This is a genomic window from Pseudoalteromonas sp. SaAl2 (assembly GCF_052947895.1).
Window position 1 is genome coordinate 1,402,830 of record NZ_CM129605.1, and the last position, 17,740, is coordinate 1,420,569.

General features: G+C 38.8%; 13 protein-coding genes and 1 pseudogene. 9 read left to right on the forward strand and 5 right to left on the reverse strand.

Going from position 1 to position 17,740, the window contains the following annotated elements; translation table 11 throughout:
- The first annotated feature begins 47 nt into the window (after nucleotides 1-47).
- The 3 genes from sohB (at nucleotide 48) to ACU8V8_RS06940 (ending at nucleotide 2,915) form a co-directional block, all read left to right on the forward strand.
- Nucleotides 48-1,061 (forward strand): protease SohB, encoded by a 1,014-nt coding sequence (gene sohB / locus ACU8V8_RS06930; protein WP_446889255.1) that lies wholly within the window; start codon nucleotides 48-50, stop codon nucleotides 1,059-1,061.
- Nucleotides 1,062-1,667: 606 nt separating this feature from the next.
- The gene (locus ACU8V8_RS06935) at nucleotides 1,668-2,735 is read left to right on the forward strand and encodes a DUF4856 domain-containing protein (RefSeq protein ID WP_446889256.1); all 1,068 of its coding nucleotides are present in this window, start codon (nucleotides 1,668-1,670) and stop codon (nucleotides 2,733-2,735) included.
- Between the two features lie 12 nt (nucleotides 2,736-2,747).
- The gene (locus tag ACU8V8_RS06940) at nucleotides 2,748-2,915 is read left to right on the forward strand and encodes a hypothetical protein (protein ID WP_446889257.1); all 168 of its coding nucleotides are present in this window, start codon (nucleotides 2,748-2,750) and stop codon (nucleotides 2,913-2,915) included.
- 45 nt (nucleotides 2,916-2,960) lie between these two features.
- Here the strand turns inward: ACU8V8_RS06940 and ACU8V8_RS06945 are convergent, their stop codons facing one another.
- Nucleotides 2,961-4,292 carry a dicarboxylate/amino acid:cation symporter gene (locus ACU8V8_RS06945; RefSeq protein ID WP_446889258.1) on the reverse strand — a complete coding sequence of 444 codons (1,332 nt, stop codon included), beginning with the start codon at nucleotides 4,290-4,292 and terminating at the stop codon, nucleotides 2,961-2,963.
- Nucleotides 4,293-4,497: 205 nt separating this feature from the next.
- Here ACU8V8_RS06945 and ACU8V8_RS06950 point away from each other — a divergent pair, with 205 nt between their 5' ends.
- The 3 genes from ACU8V8_RS06950 (at nucleotide 4,498) to topA (ending at nucleotide 11,321) form a co-directional block, all read left to right on the forward strand.
- Nucleotides 4,498-6,600: a hypothetical protein gene (locus ACU8V8_RS06950; RefSeq protein WP_446889259.1), complete on the forward strand. Its 2,103-nt coding sequence runs from the start codon at nucleotides 4,498-4,500 to the stop codon at nucleotides 6,598-6,600.
- 32 nt (nucleotides 6,601-6,632) lie between these two features.
- Nucleotides 6,633-8,357: a hypothetical protein gene (locus ACU8V8_RS06955; RefSeq protein ID WP_446889260.1), complete on the forward strand. Its 1,725-nt coding sequence runs from the start codon at nucleotides 6,633-6,635 to the stop codon at nucleotides 8,355-8,357.
- A gap of 258 nt (nucleotides 8,358-8,615) precedes the next feature.
- Nucleotides 8,616-11,321, forward strand: coding sequence for a type I DNA topoisomerase (gene topA, locus ACU8V8_RS06960; protein ID WP_446889261.1), 2,706 nt, complete (start codon nucleotides 8,616-8,618; stop codon nucleotides 11,319-11,321).
- 92 nt (nucleotides 11,322-11,413) lie between these two features.
- Here topA and ACU8V8_RS06965 read toward each other — a convergent pair whose 3' ends face one another.
- On the reverse strand, nucleotides 11,414-11,656 hold the full coding sequence (locus tag ACU8V8_RS06965) for a hypothetical protein (RefSeq protein WP_446889262.1): 243 nt from the start codon (nucleotides 11,654-11,656) through the stop codon (nucleotides 11,414-11,416).
- Between the two features lie 282 nt (nucleotides 11,657-11,938).
- Here ACU8V8_RS06965 and ACU8V8_RS06970 point away from each other — a divergent pair, with 282 nt between their 5' ends.
- Nucleotides 11,939-12,484 (forward strand): TIGR00645 family protein, encoded by a 546-nt coding sequence (locus tag ACU8V8_RS06970; protein ID WP_446889263.1) that lies wholly within the window; start codon nucleotides 11,939-11,941, stop codon nucleotides 12,482-12,484.
- Nucleotides 12,485-12,518: 34 nt separating this feature from the next.
- Here ACU8V8_RS06970 and ACU8V8_RS06975 read toward each other — a convergent pair whose 3' ends face one another.
- Genes ACU8V8_RS06975 through ACU8V8_RS06985 form a run of 3 tightly spaced genes read right to left on the reverse strand, consistent with a single transcriptional unit; the run spans nucleotide 12,519 to nucleotide 14,654 of the window.
- Nucleotides 12,519-13,721, reverse strand: a complete 1,203-nt coding sequence (locus ACU8V8_RS06975) for an ABC transporter permease (protein ID WP_446889264.1) — start codon at nucleotides 13,719-13,721, stop codon at nucleotides 12,519-12,521.
- Nucleotides 13,718-14,185, reverse strand: coding sequence for a hypothetical protein (locus tag ACU8V8_RS06980; RefSeq protein ID WP_446889265.1), 468 nt, complete (start codon nucleotides 14,183-14,185; stop codon nucleotides 13,718-13,720). The genes ACU8V8_RS06975 and ACU8V8_RS06980 overlap by 4 nt, the downstream gene beginning before the upstream one ends.
- On the reverse strand, nucleotides 14,163-14,654 hold the full coding sequence (locus ACU8V8_RS06985) for an ABC transporter ATP-binding protein (RefSeq protein ID WP_446889266.1): 492 nt from the start codon (nucleotides 14,652-14,654) through the stop codon (nucleotides 14,163-14,165). The genes ACU8V8_RS06980 and ACU8V8_RS06985 overlap by 23 nt, the downstream gene beginning before the upstream one ends.
- Nucleotides 14,655-14,787: 133 nt before the next feature.
- Here ACU8V8_RS06985 and ACU8V8_RS06990 point away from each other — a divergent pair, with 133 nt between their 5' ends.
- Together ACU8V8_RS06990 and ccoG are read left to right on the forward strand one after the other, a co-directional pair.
- Complete coding sequence (locus tag ACU8V8_RS06990) at nucleotides 14,788-16,197, forward strand: sigma-54 interaction domain-containing protein (RefSeq protein ID WP_446889267.1); 1,410 nt, start codon at nucleotides 14,788-14,790, stop codon at nucleotides 16,195-16,197.
- A 154-nt stretch (nucleotides 16,198-16,351) separates the two neighbouring features.
- Nucleotides 16,352-17,735 (forward strand): annotated as a pseudogene (gene ccoG / locus ACU8V8_RS06995) (cytochrome c oxidase accessory protein CcoG).
- Nucleotides 17,736-17,740: the final 5 nt, after the last annotated feature.

Genomic DNA, 17,740 nt, shown 5'->3' on the forward strand with positions numbered 1-17,740 from the left:
AGCATGGTAAATTGTTGCCAATTAAATAAAAGTACTTGGAGATATTTTTGGAATTTTTATATGAATATGGTTTGTTTTTCGCAAAAACCATTACTTTTGTGATTGCTACTATAGCAGTTGTGACTATTGTTGTTGCTTCATCAGTTAAGCCTAAAAGTAAAAAAGGTGAGATTGTTGTAGATGACTTATCTGAGCAATTAACAGAACTAAAAGATAGCTTTATTTCGAGCACTTTATCGAAAAAAGAATTAAAAACGTATCAGAAAAAGCAAAAAGCTGAGGCAAAAAAAACCGAACCAGCACCTTTACCTAGACTGTATGTAATTGACTTTAATGGCAGTGTTGACGCTCATGAAGTTGATAGCTTACGTGAAGAAATTAGTGCTATTTTAACTTTTGCTGATAAAGAAAAAGACAGTGTACTTGTACGATTAGAAAGTGGTGGTGGTGTAGTACATGGCTATGGCTTAGCGGCGTCTCAACTACAACGATTAACTAAAGCAGATATTAACTTAACTGTGGCTATTGATAAGGTCGCAGCAAGTGGCGGGTATATGATGGCATGTGTCGCAAACAAAATAGTTGCTGCACCATTTGCGATTGTCGGTTCAATCGGTGTGATTGCTCAAATTCCTAACTTTCATAAAATACTTAAAAAGAATGACGTAGAGTTTGAACAAATCACTGCTGGTGAATATAAACGTACATTGACGTTGTTTGGCGAAAACACCGATAAAGGACGTGAAAAATTTAAAGAAGAAATAGAGCAAACTCATGGCTTGTTTAAACAATTTGTGACTGAACAACGCCCTAGCTTAGACATTGATAGCGTTGCGACAGGGGAACATTGGTTCGCGACTCAAGCACTTGATAAAGGCTTAGTCGATGAAATCAATACCAGTGATGATTTACTTATGGCTCAGTACAAAGTAAAACAGATATATAAAGTCAGTTATAAAATTAAAAAGAACTTAAGTGATAAGCTTGCAATTGGTCTTTCTACGACAATTGGATCTGTAGGTGTTTCTTTGTATTCTCGCTTTGCAAAGCTAAAACCGTAACTATATTTTTTAAACATATGATGAGTATCCTCAGTGATACTCATCTTTGTATTACTCAACTACTTTCCTAATTACCGCGCATTCTGCATAACTTTAATTACATTCACTTTAAACAATTTATTATCCTACTCATCCTAATACACTGCTTTGAACTAAAAGCTTGATTATTTTGTATTGCGTGCTGCCTGTGGTTTTTATTTATTGATTCCTATTTAATTAAAATGTGAGATTACCATTAATGGTTTCAACTAAACGGTAATATAATGATCTTAAAAAACACTTCTTAGTACTGCTATTTTTGCAGCAACACTTGGTTTAATCGCATGTGGTGGTTCAGACCCAAACGATAACAACAATAATGGCGATGATTCTGATACAACTACTCCAGCGAACACAGCCCCTTCAGACATCACTTTATCAGCTGCAGTAGTAAATGATGATGTAACAGCTGGCGAAGTGGGGACTTTCTCAGCAACTGATGATACTGATTCAGGACTTACATTTACTCTAGCAGATGACTAAGATAGATTTGAAATTGTTAATGACACCACGCTTAAACTTAAAAGCGGTATTGCATTAAACTTTGAACAAGAAGCGCAAGTTACTGTGGCAATTACTGTTATAGACGCAGGCGGTCTTAGCTTCTCTAAAGAATTAGACGTGAGCGTAACTGATATAGAGGCTGTAAAAGACAATACGATGAGCTTTGTGCCAGCAGATAGTGTGCAAAAATCATTTGCTGATATCTCTTCTTCAGGTAAAGAGCTATCGGGTAAAGTGGCAAGTGAAGATGCAGCTAAAATGTACAAAGACTGGTTAGTAGAAGGCACATTTCTAGGTTGGACTGACTTTGGTACGCAAGCGAAAACGCCTGAAGGTCTCGTTTATTATTACTTTGATTTGTTAGCTGCCAATATAGATAAACATAATAGTGGTGAAGTGATAACTGCTCCTGCGGGCAACCCAATCACCAATTTATATATCACTGCACAAGGTTTAGATTTAAACCAATTAATTCAAAAGCATACTCTAGGGGCGGTGATGTTCTCGCAGGGTACTGATGACTACCTTGAGCAAGGTTTAGAGACCGATAATATAACAAGCCAAAAAGATGGCACTTTATACACTGCACTGGAGCATCAATTCGATGAAGGCTTCGGCTATTTTGGTGCAGCGCGCAATTACTTAGAATACAGCGATGACGAAATCGCGGCAAAAGATGGTCGTGATGAATTCAAAGCAGGCTATAACGATTACTCAAGTGATGGTCAAATTGATTTAGCGTCTGAGTATAACTGGGGTAACTCAACTAACGCAGCAAAACGTGATCGTGGTGCTGAGGTTCGAACAGACTATACAGCCGCGGCAATGAATGCATTTATCTCCGCTCGTAAGCTTATTAATGAAGCCGTTGGCACTGCTTTGACTGATGAGCAAATGGCTGAAATTGCAGGTGTCTCGTATGAAGGCTTTGATCTTGCGCTTGCGGGCAAACATGTACCATCTCGTACTGTGGTTGATTTAGCTGCAGGTTACGATTTAGTTAATTATGGTCAAATTTATCTAAAACTAGATAATCTATTTGATGACGATAAGCTTGTCAGCCGGCGTCTATATGATGCAAGACCGAGTAAACCTAGAACACTTACAGTAGGTTATAAGTTTAGTTTTTAAATGAGATAAGTCATGATAGATACAATTTGCCAAACATTAGCCCAAACACCTGGTTATTTGTTTGACCCCAATAAACGAATTTTTATTGGCTATATCATCATGGCTTTTTTACTCGCACTATTTGTCTATAGCGTTCGTAAAACAAAAAAAACCACTGAAATACAAAATAAAACGGTATGAACTAAAAGAGCCAGCATATGCTGGCTCTTTATGTATTCGGAGAGCTTAGCTCACTTTTTGGTGGTAGTCTTCCAGTTCTTTTGCGGCATTAGGGTCATTAAATACAGTTTCATCTAATTGGCCTTCTGACTTTGCAACAACACAGGTAACCATACAATCTCCAGTAACATTGACGGCTGTACGAGTCATATCAAGTAAGCGGTCAACACCAATAATAATTGCAATACCCTCAATCGGTAAACCTACTTGGTTAAGCACCATTGCCAACATTATCAAGCCAACGCCTGGCACACCTGCCGTACCAATAGAGGCTAAGGTAGCAGTTAAAATAACCATTAAGTAATCAGACAGGGTTAAATCAACACTGAACACCTGTGCTATAAATACCGTAGCAACACCTTGCATGATGGCAGTACCATCCATGTTGATAGTAGCACCTAGAGGAACAGTGAATGAGGCAACGGAGTTATGAGCTCCTAATTTCTTTGTCGCAGTTTCTAAGGTAATTGGCATAGTGGCACTTGAGCTCGAGGTGCTAAAACCAAACAAGCAAGCATGCTTCATTTTCTTTAAAAAGGTGACAGGATTTAGACCTGTAAGAATTCTTAGAAGAATTGAATAATTTATAAACGCGTGGATAGCGAGTGCAGCCATCACCACACCAAAGTATTTTGCTAAGCTGACAATTAAATCAAGCTCTATAGTGGTAAATAGTTTTGCCATTAAACAAAACACACCATACGGAGCGACATTCATCAATAGTGTTACTAACTTCAGAATAACAGCATTTAAATCCTCAAATACTAAAGCGACGCGTTTACCGGCTTTACCACTGAGGGCCATCGCGATACCAAATAAAAGCGAGAATACGATGACTTGCAACATATTCCCACTTGCCATCGCATCGATTGGATTGGTAGGGAACATGTCGATAATAACTTGAGCAAGTGTTGGTGCTTCTTTTGCACTGTAGGCTGCTTCAGTTGGAAGATTTATACCCTCACCTGGATTGACAAGAAGAGCAAGGGTCATAGCGACTGTTATTGCAATTGCTGTGGTGATTAAATATAAACCAATGGACTTACCACCTAAGCGGCCCAATTTTTTAGGGTCGCTTAAGCTACAGGTTCCACACACGAGAGACACAAATACTAATGGCACTACCAGCATTTTTAAACTGGCGATGAATATTTGTCCACCAATATGAAATAAACCATCTACAAAGAAGCTTTTAATTGGCAAAGAGAATAACCCAAGCGGGATTAGGTAATCGTCTTCGCCAGCTAAAATAGCTTGGAAAATAAAGCCTACAGCCACACCTAGGGCCATGCCAATCATAATACGGGTAGTTAAACTCATTGAACGGATTTTCGACATAGTAACAATCTATTTTTATAAATTTGCCATAGCCTACCAGCCTGCAGATTTTTATACAGAAAAAATCGATAAATATGTAAAAAAAAAGTCGGATCAAAAAAACAACTAATAAACTCATAAAAAGTTGTGATTTTAGTGCCAGTTATAGGTTAATATTGAGTAAATATATATTTTAATATTAATAACAAACGCTAGGGAGAGATCAATGCCTTTAATTCGATGGCTCAGTGTTGTGATGTTCAGTTTTCTACTCGCAGCCTGTGGTGGCGGTGGTTCAATTGAAAAGGACGGGGGATCACTTGATGACAGTACAGATTCTGCAACGTATACATTAACTGTAAGTGGTGTATCTGAAACAACAGGTGAAGCCGCTAATGAGGTCTCCTCAGAACAACGTTTACAGCTAACGGCAAAATTGTTGAAAGATGGAGCTGCAGTTTCAGATGTCAGAGTTACTTTTAGCACAGACGGTGAGTACGGAGTTTTTGAACCAACATCAGGCACTGCGATCACTGATGATGATGGTTCTGCAAAAGTTCTTCTTGCGGTGGGGAGTAACGCAGGAGCTGGCACTGTTGATGCTTTTGTCACGATTGAGGGCGAAACGATTAGTAGCACACAGTCGTTTGCATTTACATCAACTGGAGATGCTGATGGCACTGTACAAGATAACTACACAATTACTGTACAAGGGTATACGCAGGACACTGGGACTGCATCCAATACAGTGACAAATACTGCGCCACTCGATTTAAGGGCCACATTAAAATACAACGATTCAGTTGTAGCCGGTAAGCGCATTGTTTTCTCCTTAACTGATAGTATCGGTTTGTTACAGCCTACGACAGGATCTGCTTTAACACAAAATGACGGCGTAGCAACAGTTCAGCTTACCGCAGGTAAGGATGCTGGTGCAGGTATGGTTACAGCTACGTACAGTATAGATGGAGATTCTTACTCAGGTACATTTGATTTTCAGTCAACTGGTGGGCAAGGAACCGATACAGGGGTATCAGGTACAATTACTCTCGATTTAAATATTTTAGACCAAAGTGGTGCTGTATTTTCAGAGTTAAACCCGGTCAGTAAAGATAATAAAGGTATCGTCACTGCAACATTAAAAGATGATGGACTTCCATTAGCGTCACAATTAATTAGTTTCACGTCTAAATATACTGGTAAAATAACCCCAGAATTAGGGACGGCATTAACCGATGAAAGTGGTATAGCTACTGTGACATTAAGTAGCGGTAATTACAAAGGTGCAGGCCAGGTTATAGCAAGCTATGGGTCTGAGAGTGACGAAGTAATAACTAAAACAGCTGGTTTTGTTTCAAATGGCGATGACGCTCCGGTAGAAAATGCACAAGCCGAGTTAGATATAAAACTTTTACAAGGGTGTAATGCTAATTGGGATGCGAATCGAAATTCTGAGGCATTAAATCCACTCGATCCTTCGACTGGTTGTGCAGTGACTAATACATTTTCATCAGATGTATTGATTGATGTTCTTATTAAAGTGGTTGATACCAGTAGTGGTGACGGCATCGCTGGTATTATCGCTGAATTGTCCACTGATTTAGGGCAGCTACTGCCTGATTCAGGAAAAGCATTAACAGATAATTTTGGTTTTGCATTATTAAAATTACAACCTGGAGCAAGTAGTGGTGCTGGAACATTAACTGCAACAGCAAAAGATAGCAGTTTAGATAAAGCTTTCTCAATTAGTACGGCAGAATTAAATGTATCTATTGATAATGGCTTACCCAATTTATTAGATGGCTCGGGCAACCCAGTCGAAGGACAATATCAACCATTAGCGGCGGGCGCAACAACCGTTATTACTGTTGAAATTAGAGACAATAATGATGATTTAATAGTTACTCCTTTTGATGTTCAGTTTACATCAAGTTGTGTAGAAAGTGGAAAATCGATTATTGATGAAAACGTGATCAGCATTGGCGGGATTGCGACTTCAACCTATAGAACAAATGGCTGTAAAAGTGCACAAGGTGATACCGTTATCGCAACGGTATTAACTGGGGGAACACCTGAAATTGCATCTGTTAACATTCCAGTTTCTGAAGCTGATGTGGCATCAATTGAATTTATTTCAGCGGAGCCAAATGTGATTGCATTAAAAGGCACTGGAGGCGTTGACCGTCAAGAAAATAGTGAACTAACATTTAAATTAATCGATAAAATTGGTCAAGATGTAACAAGCAAACGCTTAGATTTTCGTCTTACATCGACTAATGGGGGATCAGTTTATCGCATCATAGTGTTGACACTGATGCGGATGGATTAGCACGAGTTCAAGTTAATTCAGGTTTTGTGCCAATGGCAGTGAGAGTACAAGCGTGCTTTATTCCAGATGATCAAATTCCTGCTGATCAAAATGATGATGTAACGTGTTGGCAAGATGTGTATGCCGAATGCCAACAACCAGAAGCAGATCGAACTGAAGGTGTGAACTGTCCAATTGGGAATTTATCGCTCGTATCCTTAGATCAACAAATCATCAGCGTATCTGACTTACTTTCTATTAGTACGGGTCTTCCTGATAATAATAGTTTCACAGCATCCATAACTGATTTTTCAACAGAAACGCTGCAATATGACAACGAAACCTTTGATATTACAGTACTCATTGCAGACCATTTTAATAACCCAGTTCCAGATGGAACCGCTGTCTATTTAACAACAGAGGGAGGGGCTATTGGTACTTTAGATGGTGAAGAGGGCAACCCCCAACTAGAATGCCGATCTATTGATGGTGCCTGTACGGTGCAATGGCGTAGCCAAAATCCTCGACCATTTACGGAAAGTAAGTGGGGGAATAAAGTATCAGATTATAACCCCAAAAAATTATTACTTGTTAAAGCTAAGTACTTAGAAGATATCGAAGGTATTGTTGATCCAACCTTTGAACAAAGTAATGCAGTATCATTGACACAATTAAACGCAGATACAAATTTTGCTGGATTACTAGAAGAAACGCGCAACTGTGATTTATATAGAAATGCACCAGCACCCTGTTTGAACGGAATTTTAAATGCGAATAGTAATGAGTTAGGAGTGCCACTTGGAGCCCGAGCAACAGTTTTAGTTACAGCAAAAGGGCAAGAATCATTCATTGATATTAATGGCAATGGATTGTTTGATAGTAATGAGTATTATTCTGGCTATGATTTGAGTGAAGCGTTTGTTGATCACAATGAAAGTGGTACTTACGATGGCTTATCAGCTATTTATGACCCAGTAACTGCTTCTATAATCAAAGATGCTCAACTTTGTACTGATGGTTCAGACACTGATCTATGTAGTGAGTTTGCAACAAACGGTGCCCATTTTGAGGAACCAATTGGTGACATAGACTCTAATGGTATGCATACATTACGTGATGGCAAATATAATGGCTTATTATGCACAGAAGCTGCACAAACAGCCAATATATGTAATAAAGAACTTGTAGATGTGCGTCGTTCTTTTGAAGTTATTATGTCGGGTAGTACCGTTTATTATCGCTTTGCAATCGACAAAGCATCATTACGTCGTAAGTTTGCTGCAGCAATGACGGAAGCTGAGTTAGATGCAGATGGCAATCTAACAGGAAATCTTTCAGCAAATGCGTTGGGTGTTACTAATAGTATTAGCACTTGTTCAGATATTCTGAATCAGTATGATAATTCATCTATTGTGGTGCTCGGCCTTGAAGAAAGTGAAGACGATCAACTGTGTGATATTACAGAAATAAATATTAAGACTTATGACTCTGGTGTGGAGTTGGATGCCTTATCTTTTAATTTTTATTACTCAGATATCTATAATAACCCTCTTGCAGCAAATACAAGTGTAGTGGTTGGCAGTGAGAATGGCGATTATAGTGGTGTAGATGATTTTGTGATTGGTAACTCTACAGCAACAAACGCCGCCGTTATTGGACTTGCAATTAGTCGCGAAGCTGAGCCGAATAAAAAATCGGTTGGTGATTTATCTATTTCATTTACGACGCCAAAAGACAATAACACCACAGCACGATTACAAATTAGTGATGATGGTTAGATGCTTTCGAGCACTTAGATAAAATAAATGCCAACCATTAGGTTGGCATTTTTGTATCTATTCTTATATATTCCACTGCAAATATGTAAAAACACCGTTTTGTCTAAATTAAAGGCAATAATTGTTTAATTAATCATTAAAAATAGAAAAGTTTCGATTAAAAGCTTGTAACAATTGGTGTTTGTAGATATACCTATAAATATTCGTGCCCGAAGTGGGCTAAACACATTTAAAATATTTGGTTAGAAATAGGCAACTATGGGCAAATCGCTAGTAATTGTAGAGTCTCCTGCTAAGGCTAAAACAATTAATAAATATCTAGGAAACGATTTTATCGTCAAGTCCTCTATTGGGCATGTGCGAGATCTTCCTACCTCAGGTTCTGGCAAAACCAAAACTGCGCCGACAAAAACGCCAGCTGAAGTGCGCAAAATGTCTCCTGAAGATAAAGCTGCTTATAAAAAGCAGCGTGATTACACCAACCTAGTTGCTCGGATGGGGATCGATCCAGAGAAAGGCTGGGAGCCTCACTACGAAGTTCTTCCCGGTAAAGAAAAAGTCGTTCAAGAATTAAAAAAGCTTGCTGAAAATGCTGACCAAATCTATCTCGCAACGGATTTGGATAGAGAAGGGGAAGCTATTGCATGGCACCTCGAACAAATTATTGGTGGTGAGCCTGAGAAATATAAACGCGTGGTTTTTAATGAGATCACTAAAAATGCGATTCAACAAGCGTTTGAAACCCCTGGTGAGCTAAATACCGATATGGTTTACGCTCAGCAAGCTCGTCGTTTCTTAGACCGAGTTGTTGGTTTTATGGTGTCGCCATTATTGTGGGCAAAAGTAGCCCGTGGTTTATCCGCAGGGCGTGTACAATCAGTTGCAGTTCGTTTGTTAGTTGAGCGTGAACGTGAGATTAAAGCGTTTATTCCTGAAGAGTTTTGGGATATTCATGCTGATGTAAAAAATACTGAGTCGAACTTACGTTTAGAAGTTGCAAAGCAAGCAGATAAGCCGTTTAAACCGGTTAATGAGTCGCAAGCAATGGCTGCTGTGGCTTCATTAGAAAACGCTGAATATAAAGTTATAAGTGTTGATGAAAAACCAAGTAAGAGTAGACCAAGTGCGCCTTTTATTACCTCGACAATGCAACAAGCGGCAAGCACTCGCTTAGGTTATGGTGTTAAAAAGACCATGATGCTCGCTCAGCGCTTGTATGAGGCAGGTTACATCACCTATATGCGTACTGACTCAACTAACTTGTCAAAAGACGCTGTAGGCATGTGTCGTGACTATGTCGTAGAACAGTTTGGGGAAAAGTACTTACCAGAAAACCCAATTAATTACAGTTCTAAAGGCAATGCACAAGAAGCGCATGAGGCGATTCGTCCATCTAGCGTCACAGTGTTATCAGGCCACCTTGATGGTGTAGACCCAGATGCGAAAAAACTGTACGAGCTAATTTGGCGTCAGTTTGTCGCGTGCCAAATGGTACCAGCTGAGTATGACTTAACAACGCTCACTGTGGCAGCTGATGATTTTCATTTAAAAGCTAAAGGGCGTGTTTTACGCTTTGATGGTTGGACTCGTGTACAGCCGGCAGTACGTAAAAAGAATGAAGAAGATCAATCATTACCTGCAGTAAAAGAAGGCGAAGTACTGACCTTGATAGAGCTTGATCCTAAGCAACACTTTACTAAGCCACCTGCGCGTTTTAGTGAAGCAAGTTTAGTTAAAGAGCTTGAAAAACGGGGTATCGGTCGTCCATCTACTTATGCATCAATCATATCAACAATACAAGATCGTGGTTACGTTCGTGTTGAAAATCGCCGTTTCTTTGCAGAGAAAATGGGCGAGATAGTGACAGACCGTTTAGTTGAGAACTTTACCGATTTAATGAACTTTGATTTTACTGCAAAAATGGAAGGGCGTTTGGATGATATCGCTGAAGGTGAACGTGTTTGGACCCAAGTATTAGATAAATTTTACGCTGATTTTTCGACCCAACTTACCATTGCAAGTGGTGAAGAAGCTGAAGGTGGAATGCGTAAAAATGAAATGGTCGAAACCGATATCGACTGTCCAACGTGTTCTCGTAAAATGGGCATTCGAACCGCTTCTACAGGGGTATTCTTAGGGTGTACAGGATATAACCTGCCGCCAAAAGAGCGTTGTACAACCACTATGAACTTAGTTTCAGGTGATGAGGCTGTTGCGGCTGATGTAGAAGATGTTGAAACCGAAACATTAATGCAAATGAAGCGTTGCCCAATTTGTGAAACGGCAATGGATTCATATCTGATTGATGAAACACGTAAATTGCATGTCTGTGGTAATAACCCAGGTTGTAAAGGTTATGTGGTTGAGCAAGGTACTTTTAAGATAAAAGGCTATGATGGGCCTATTATTGAATGTGATAAATGTGGCTCAGACATGCAGCTTAAATCGGGGCGTTTTGGTAAGTATTTTGGTTGTAGTAACGACGAGTGTAAAAATACCCGTAAGTTATTACGTAACGGCGAAGCTGCGCCACCAAAAGAAGATCCGGTCCAATTACCAGAGCTAGAATGTGAAAAATCAGACGCCTACTTTGTATTGCGTGACGGTGCTGCGGGTATTTTCTTAGCGGCTAATACATTCCCTAAGTCTCGTGAAACACGTGCACCAAAAGTGGAAGAACCACAACGTTTTAGAGATCGTATTTCGCCGAAATTTTATTACTTAGCAGATGCACCAGCTAAAGATCCTGATGGCAACCTAGCTGTAGTACGTTATAGTCGTAAGAATAAAGAGCAATACGTAATGACAGAAGTTGAAGGTAAAGCAACTGGTTGGACTGCGCATTACAATGCTGGAAAGTGGGTTGAAGAGGCGAAGAAAAAAGCCGCACCTAAAAAGAAAGCCCCAGCTAAAAAAGCTGCAGTGAAAAAGACCGCCACTAAAGCGAAGAAAGCGGCTGAATAAATAAAGTCGCGCATTAAGCTGTTTGCTAAAAAGAAAAACCGGGATGTACAACCTTGTACCATCCCGGTTTTTTATTTTGATAAATAAGCTATTTAAATATTTACGTCAGTTATTTTTTTGTAGCCTTCACTCTCAAGTTCATCATTTACGCATTTTAAAACGTAGGGTTTAAGCGCCTCATTGCTGATATCGTCATCTTTAGCCCAATCTAAACACATCTCGGTGTATTCTTGAATAGTCTCAGCAGAGGCTTCAACTTCATTCTGTGCTACAGCAGAGGTAATAGTTAGACTAAAAAGTGGTGCAACGATAAGTGCGAGCAATGCTTTGTTCATTTGTTCATTCCTAAATAGTGTATATACCCAATGCCATAAGTATTGGTTATTAATTAATGCCGCTTCATATGCATAGGGTATGACGATTACTTTTTTATAAGTAACAGTTAGCCAATAGAGAAATGCTCAGTTGGTAGTGGGATTCTTAATCGAAATGACAATAAAAGAAAACGAAAAATTTTTATCGTTAAGATAAAATAAATATACCATGAAAACGATGTAAGTATTTGTATCACAATACAAACTCGTTTAAAGTCTGTTTTTTAGTAAATTAAGAGTGTTATGGATCAGCAACCAACCAATAAAACCCCAAGACAAGCAGGTAAAGCAGAACTTGCTCTTGAATCATTAATTTTTCGCGGACGCTGGTTACTCGCCCCATTTTTTGTTGGTTTATTGTTTGCGGTTATTTTATTACTGATCAAGTTTTTCAAACAGCTATACCTTATGGGGGTTGCAACCTTTACTGCAACAAATCAAGAATTGCTAGTGGGTATTTTAACGTTAGTAGACACCGCATTGCTGGCGGGGTTATTACTAATCATCATTTTTAGTGGTTATGAAAACTTTGTCTCCAAGCTCAATATTGACAATCATGAAGATCGTCCTGCGTGGATGGGAAAGGTGGGGTTTTCAGGTTTGAAAATGAAGCTTATTAGCGCGATCGTTGCTATTTCAGCGGTCGAGCTATTAAAAGTATTTATCAGCTCGTCAGCCTACACAAGTGAAGAGCTTATTTTAAAAGTAGTGATACACGTCACATTTGTAATCTCAGGCGCATTGTTCGCATTAACAGATTTTATAAATAGTAAAACACAAAGTCATTAAACTAGGTAGGCTGGCTTTAGTAGCCTACCTTATTTTATGATTTGAAAATTGCCAACCACATTGCCTTTAAACTCGGCTCTTTTCCATACATATTCATACCCATTTTAAAAATCCGTGCGGCACAAATGCGTAAATAATAAAAACAGACAAAACTCAGTAAGAGTGAAAGCAATGGCTGCCAAAAGGGTAAGTCAACTAATGACATACGCACTGGCATTACTGCAAAGGCTGTAATGGGCAAGTAACTCAATACTATGCTTAAAACACTATTTGGTGTATCCATTATAAAAAAAGCAATGGCAATTGGGGCTATGGGAAGCATCATTAATGCGCTTTTGCTACTGTGGTTTGGATCATCAATACCTGCTGCAATTGCAGCCATAAATGCAGCACATATCCCTAACCCTGAAATAGCAAACACAATGAACCAAGGCAGCATTGCCCAGTTTATAAAATCTAAACTTAACGTTTGTTGCTTGATAACAACGGTGAAAAATAGCATAGAAAGTATAATAGAGAGTAATGTGCCGATCATGGTTTTAACTGCTAATAAAATCTGCCCACTAAGTTTACCGTCAATCCATGTTTGCGGTGTCATAGTGGCCATTAACTGCTCGGTTACTCGATTTTGTTTCTCACCAGTAATACTCACAAATAACTGACCAAATACCCCAAACATTGCAACAAACAGTAAAATCAACACACCAAAAGCAGTGTATGTTTGGCTTTTATCAGCTTGATTTTTAAGCTCTTCATTTAGAATATAATGTTCAACGTCTGTATTTTTAGCTAAACCATCACGTTGCGCTTGAGTTAGGTTAATTGCATCGAGTTGTGCTTGTTTGAGCGCTGAATTGAGCTGGCTTTTTAATGTAGTTTGCCAGGTGTCTTTTTCAGCAGTTATGAGTGTGTACTTTGTAGTTATGAAATCATATTTGAGTAAGCCATCATAGTCATTGGTCTCATTTAACTTATGTTCGAGCTCATTGAGATCATCGACCTTAATGAATTTAAATGTAGAGTCAATGTGGGTTGCTAACCCAAATGTTGTATTGACAGCGATATTATATTGTTTGGCGAGATGCATATTGTTAGTAGCAAAAAAATAAATAATTCCCGCAATGACCAACATGATAAGTTTAGAAATAATTTCTTGTTTTAATTTAAAAAAATGCAAGAACTCCCATTTTGCTACTGTCCAAATTTGTTTGTGTGTCAGTGAGCTTTGCTTGTTCATGATGCTGCTCCTTGATGAACTTCATTATTATGTTCAGCGACTGCTTGTAAATAAATTGAATGTAAGGATTGTGATTGGTTTCTAAGCTCACTAATATTTCCAATTCTGATCAAGATTGGCAGTAATTGACTGATTGGTTGTTCTTTATCTAACGTTATAGACACATGATTAGTGCTGAGTTGTTTACTTTGGTAAGAATCTAAAAGAGCGTATTGCTCTGGCTCGATAGACTGCTCAAAAATGACATCAATCACATTGTTATTAAATTGTTTAAAAATATCATTAAGCTGACCATACAGTACGCTTTGGCCTTTATTTAACAGCAGTACTCTATCCGCTAGCTTTTCAACCATAGCCATTTGGTGTGCACTTAGCAAAACGGTCATGCCTTGTTGTTTTAACTCAGCTAAAAACTCTACGACTAACTCTTGGTTGATTGGATCAAGCCCTGAGAACCGGTTCATCAAGAATAACCCATTTAGGTTTATGTAAGATGGCTGTGATCAGTTGTACTTTTTGTTGATTTCCTTTGGAGAGAGATTTAAGAGGGTCATTTATGCGCTCAACTAAGTTGAATTTATCTAGCCAATGTTGGCACCGGATATCAAAATCAGTGGCTGTAACGCCGTGCAGTTGAGCAAAAAATTGTAAATTCTGCTTAACTGTTTTTTCGGGGTAAAGCCCTCTATCCTCAGGCAAATAGCCTAATAAGTGAGTTGGAATAGTACAATAGGCTGTACTGTCATCGGTTAGTTTAATGGAGCCCGCATCGGGGTAAGTAAACCCAACCAGCATTTTCACCAGAGACGATTTCCCGGCCCCATTTGGGCCTAGTAACGCAAAAATTTCACCCGGTTGCACGTCAAATGACAGGTTATTTACTGCGGTTACTTTATCGTAGTGTTTTTCGAGATTAAAGATGGTTAATGACATAGGTGCCTTACGTTTTTTCTTAACTGTAACTGTCTGGTAAATATAATGTAACAAGAAAATTGTAAGAAAAAGTGTAAAGAATCGAGGAACAGTGTCATAATTGTCGCGATATTTCGCGAGTGGATGCATTTTAATGATTAAGCAATTTCTAAATGACCCTAGTTTACTTTTAAATGCCGTAGGAGAGGGGATTTATGGCTTTGATTTGTCCGGAAATGCAGTTTTTGTCAACCCAGCAGCAGAACAAATGACTGGTTGGAGTGCTGATGAATTATTAGGTAAAAAAATTCATCAGTATCATCACCATAGCCATGCAGATGGTAGAGCGTACCCAGCAGACGAGTGTCAGATCTATTGCACAATGTTTGATGGCGTTCACAGGCAAGTAAAAGATGAAGTGTTTTGGCGTAAAGATGGCAGTTGTTTTCCTGTGGAATATACATCGACCCCAGTATATAAAAACGGTCAACTAATTGGTGCAGTCGCTGTATTTCGCGATGTATCAAAGCAACACGAAACCCAACTGGCTTTACGTCAAGCACTCGCGCAAGTTCGTGACTTAAGTGAGCAACTTAGAGATGAAAATAGTTACCTTACGGCACAGTTAAACGAAGATTGGCAAGACTCAGGGTTAGTTGGTAAAAGCCATGTTTTTCACGTTATGTTAGAACAAATTAAATTAGTAAGTCCAACTGACAGTACTGTATTAATATTAGGTGAAAATGGCACGGGTAAAGAGCTAGTTGCACGTAACTTACATCGTTTGAGCAATCGCAGCACTCAATCATTTATAAAAGTTAATTGCGCAGCATTTACTGCAAGTTTGCTCGAATCTGAATTATTTGGTCATGAAAAAGGCGCTTTCACGGGCGCAAATGAAAGGCGCAAAGGCCGTTTTGAATTGGCCCATAATGGCACACTGTTTTTAGACGAAATAGCAGAATTACCACTTGAAGCGCAGAGCAAATTACTGCGAGTGTTACAAGAACAAGAGTTTGAACGAGTCGGTGGAAGCCAAACGATAAAGGTAAATATACGTGTCATCGCAGCAACAAATCGTGATTTATGGAAAATGGTAGAAGAGGGGACGTTTAGAATTGATTTATATTACCGACTAAATGTGTTTCCGATAAGAGTCCCTGCACTTAAAGAGCGTAAAGAAGATATTCCACTTTTATGTAGTAACTTGGTTCAACAGCTCAATAAACGTTTAGGAAAACAGTTAAGGGGACTCAGTAATAAGGCCCTTAGTCAATTACAAGCCTATGATTGGCCAGGTAATATTCGTGAATTACAAAACGTACTTGAACGTGAAGCCATTTTATCAAAACAATCAATTTTAAATTTGACCCAACCGCTGAATTCACACTCGAGAATGTCAGTTAATTCATCACTGACACTTAATGATTTACTAAGGCAACATATCAGTACAGTTCTTTCTTTAGCAAATAATAAAATATCAGGTGCTAATGGAGCTGCAAGTTTATTAGGGATCCCAGAAAGTACACTCAGATCCAAAATGAAAAAAATTAGGCATAGTTAAAGATTCGTGATATATCGTGAATGTCGCTATATATCGTGAGTAAAGTTTTTTAATTTAATTTTAAGTAATTGAATTTAAGGTAATAATTGCAAATTTCAGTTTGGTCTGAAAGTTGCAAATACTTACGTGTCACCGTCACTATGAAGTAAGTATTATGAAGTTTGATATTAAAGAAGAAGATATGATCATTAAGCCCTACAAGCATGAAGGGCCAATTTACATTCGAGAGCAAAAGGGCTTTTTTCAACGCATCCGACAAAAACTCGGGTGGTTGCTAATGCTTACTTTTATTGCTATCCCCTGGATCCCCTACAAAGGGCAGCAAGCTGTTTTACTTGATGTCGCAACACAAAAGTTCAGTATTTTCGGCTTAACCCTGTTACCGCAAGACTTTATGATCTTGGCGTTGTTGTTTATGTTAGGTGCATTTGCGCTTTTCTTTGTTACAAATTGGCTGGGCCGGGTATGGTGCGGGTATACATGCCCGCAAACCATTTGGATGTTACTGTTTTCGTGGGTGGAACAACGTGTTGAAGGGACTCGTAATCAACGTATTAAGCTTGATAATTCACCATGGGGCTTTACTAAATGGCGTAAAAAAATCACTAAACACAGCGCCTGGTTAGTGATCTCAATTTTTACAGCGACTTCATTTATGGCGTATTTTATACCTGCAAAGTCACTATATAGCGACATGCTTACATTACAATGGACAGGTATCACCAGTTTTTGGGTGTTTTTATTTGCTTTTTGTACTTATGGCAATGCAGGGTTCTTGCGTGAAAAAATGTGCACGGTTGCGTGTCCTTACTCACGCTTCCAATCAGTTATGTTTGATAAAGATACGTTGCTCGTTACTTATGATAGTGAAAGAGGTGAAAACCGTGGCCCACGTAAACGTAAAGCAGATCCTAAAAAGTTAGGTTTAGGTGATTGTGTTGATTGTAATTTGTGTGTAGAAGTATGCCCAGCGGGTATAGATATTCGTAATGGTTTACAGTATGAGTGCATTAATTGTGGTTTATGTATCGACGCGTGCGATGATACGATGAACAAGTTTGGCTATGAAAAAGGGTTAATAAAATATGCCAGTGAAAAACAAATGTCCGGTGGGACGACCAACCCATTTAGATTAAAGCTTATTGGGTATGGTGGGCTAACATTGCTGTTATCGATTGCTATGGTTGCGTGGCTTGGCGCACGGAACGCCAATCGAAGTCTCAGTTTTACGTGATAGAAATGCCTTATACAGAGTGAACTACGAAGGCTTGGTAGAAAACCCTTATACTTTAACTATTATTAATAAAACACAGCAACCGTTACACTACCGTATTTCATTAAAGGGGCTTGATATTGCAAAACTTAAGAGCCCGCAGAATACACGAGTGGAGCCAGGCTCTATGAAGCAAATACCTGTGACTATTGTAGCTGATGGTTATGATTTAGCTAAAAAAATGACAAAGCTTGAGTTTGTTGTAACAGCAAATGAAGATGCGAGTATTACACAAACGCAGCCAAGTTTATTTTATCGAAATTAAAGATT

Bases quoted from the DNA above. Each gene is read 5' to 3' on its own strand.
- ACU8V8_RS06940 (WP_446889257.1), top strand. From the start codon at position 2,748: ATGATAGATACAATTTGCCAAACATTAGCCCAAACACCTGGTTATTTG.
- ACU8V8_RS06945 (WP_446889258.1), bottom strand. From the start codon at position 4,292: ATGTCGAAAATCCGTTCAATGAGTTTAACTACCCGTATTATGATTGGC.
- ACU8V8_RS06950 (WP_446889259.1), top strand. From the start codon at position 4,498: ATGCCTTTAATTCGATGGCTCAGTGTTGTGATGTTCAGTTTTCTACTC.
- ACU8V8_RS06955 (WP_446889260.1), top strand. From the start codon at position 6,633: ATGGCAGTGAGAGTACAAGCGTGCTTTATTCCAGATGATCAAATTCCT.
- topA (WP_446889261.1), top strand. From the start codon at position 8,616: ATGGGCAAATCGCTAGTAATTGTAGAGTCTCCTGCTAAGGCTAAAACA.
- ACU8V8_RS06965 (WP_446889262.1), bottom strand. From the start codon at position 11,656: ATGAACAAAGCATTGCTCGCACTTATCGTTGCACCACTTTTTAGTCTA.
- ACU8V8_RS06970 (WP_446889263.1), top strand. From the start codon at position 11,939: ATGGATCAGCAACCAACCAATAAAACCCCAAGACAAGCAGGTAAAGCA.
- ACU8V8_RS06975 (WP_446889264.1), bottom strand. From the start codon at position 13,721: ATGAACAAGCAAAGCTCACTGACACACAAACAAATTTGGACAGTAGCA.
- ACU8V8_RS06980 (WP_446889265.1), bottom strand. From the start codon at position 14,185: ATGAACCGGTTCTCAGGGCTTGATCCAATCAACCAAGAGTTAGTCGTA.
- ACU8V8_RS06985 (WP_446889266.1), bottom strand. From the start codon at position 14,654: ATGTCATTAACCATCTTTAATCTCGAAAAACACTACGATAAAGTAACC.
- ACU8V8_RS06990 (WP_446889267.1), top strand. From the start codon at position 14,788: ATGATTAAGCAATTTCTAAATGACCCTAGTTTACTTTTAAATGCCGTA.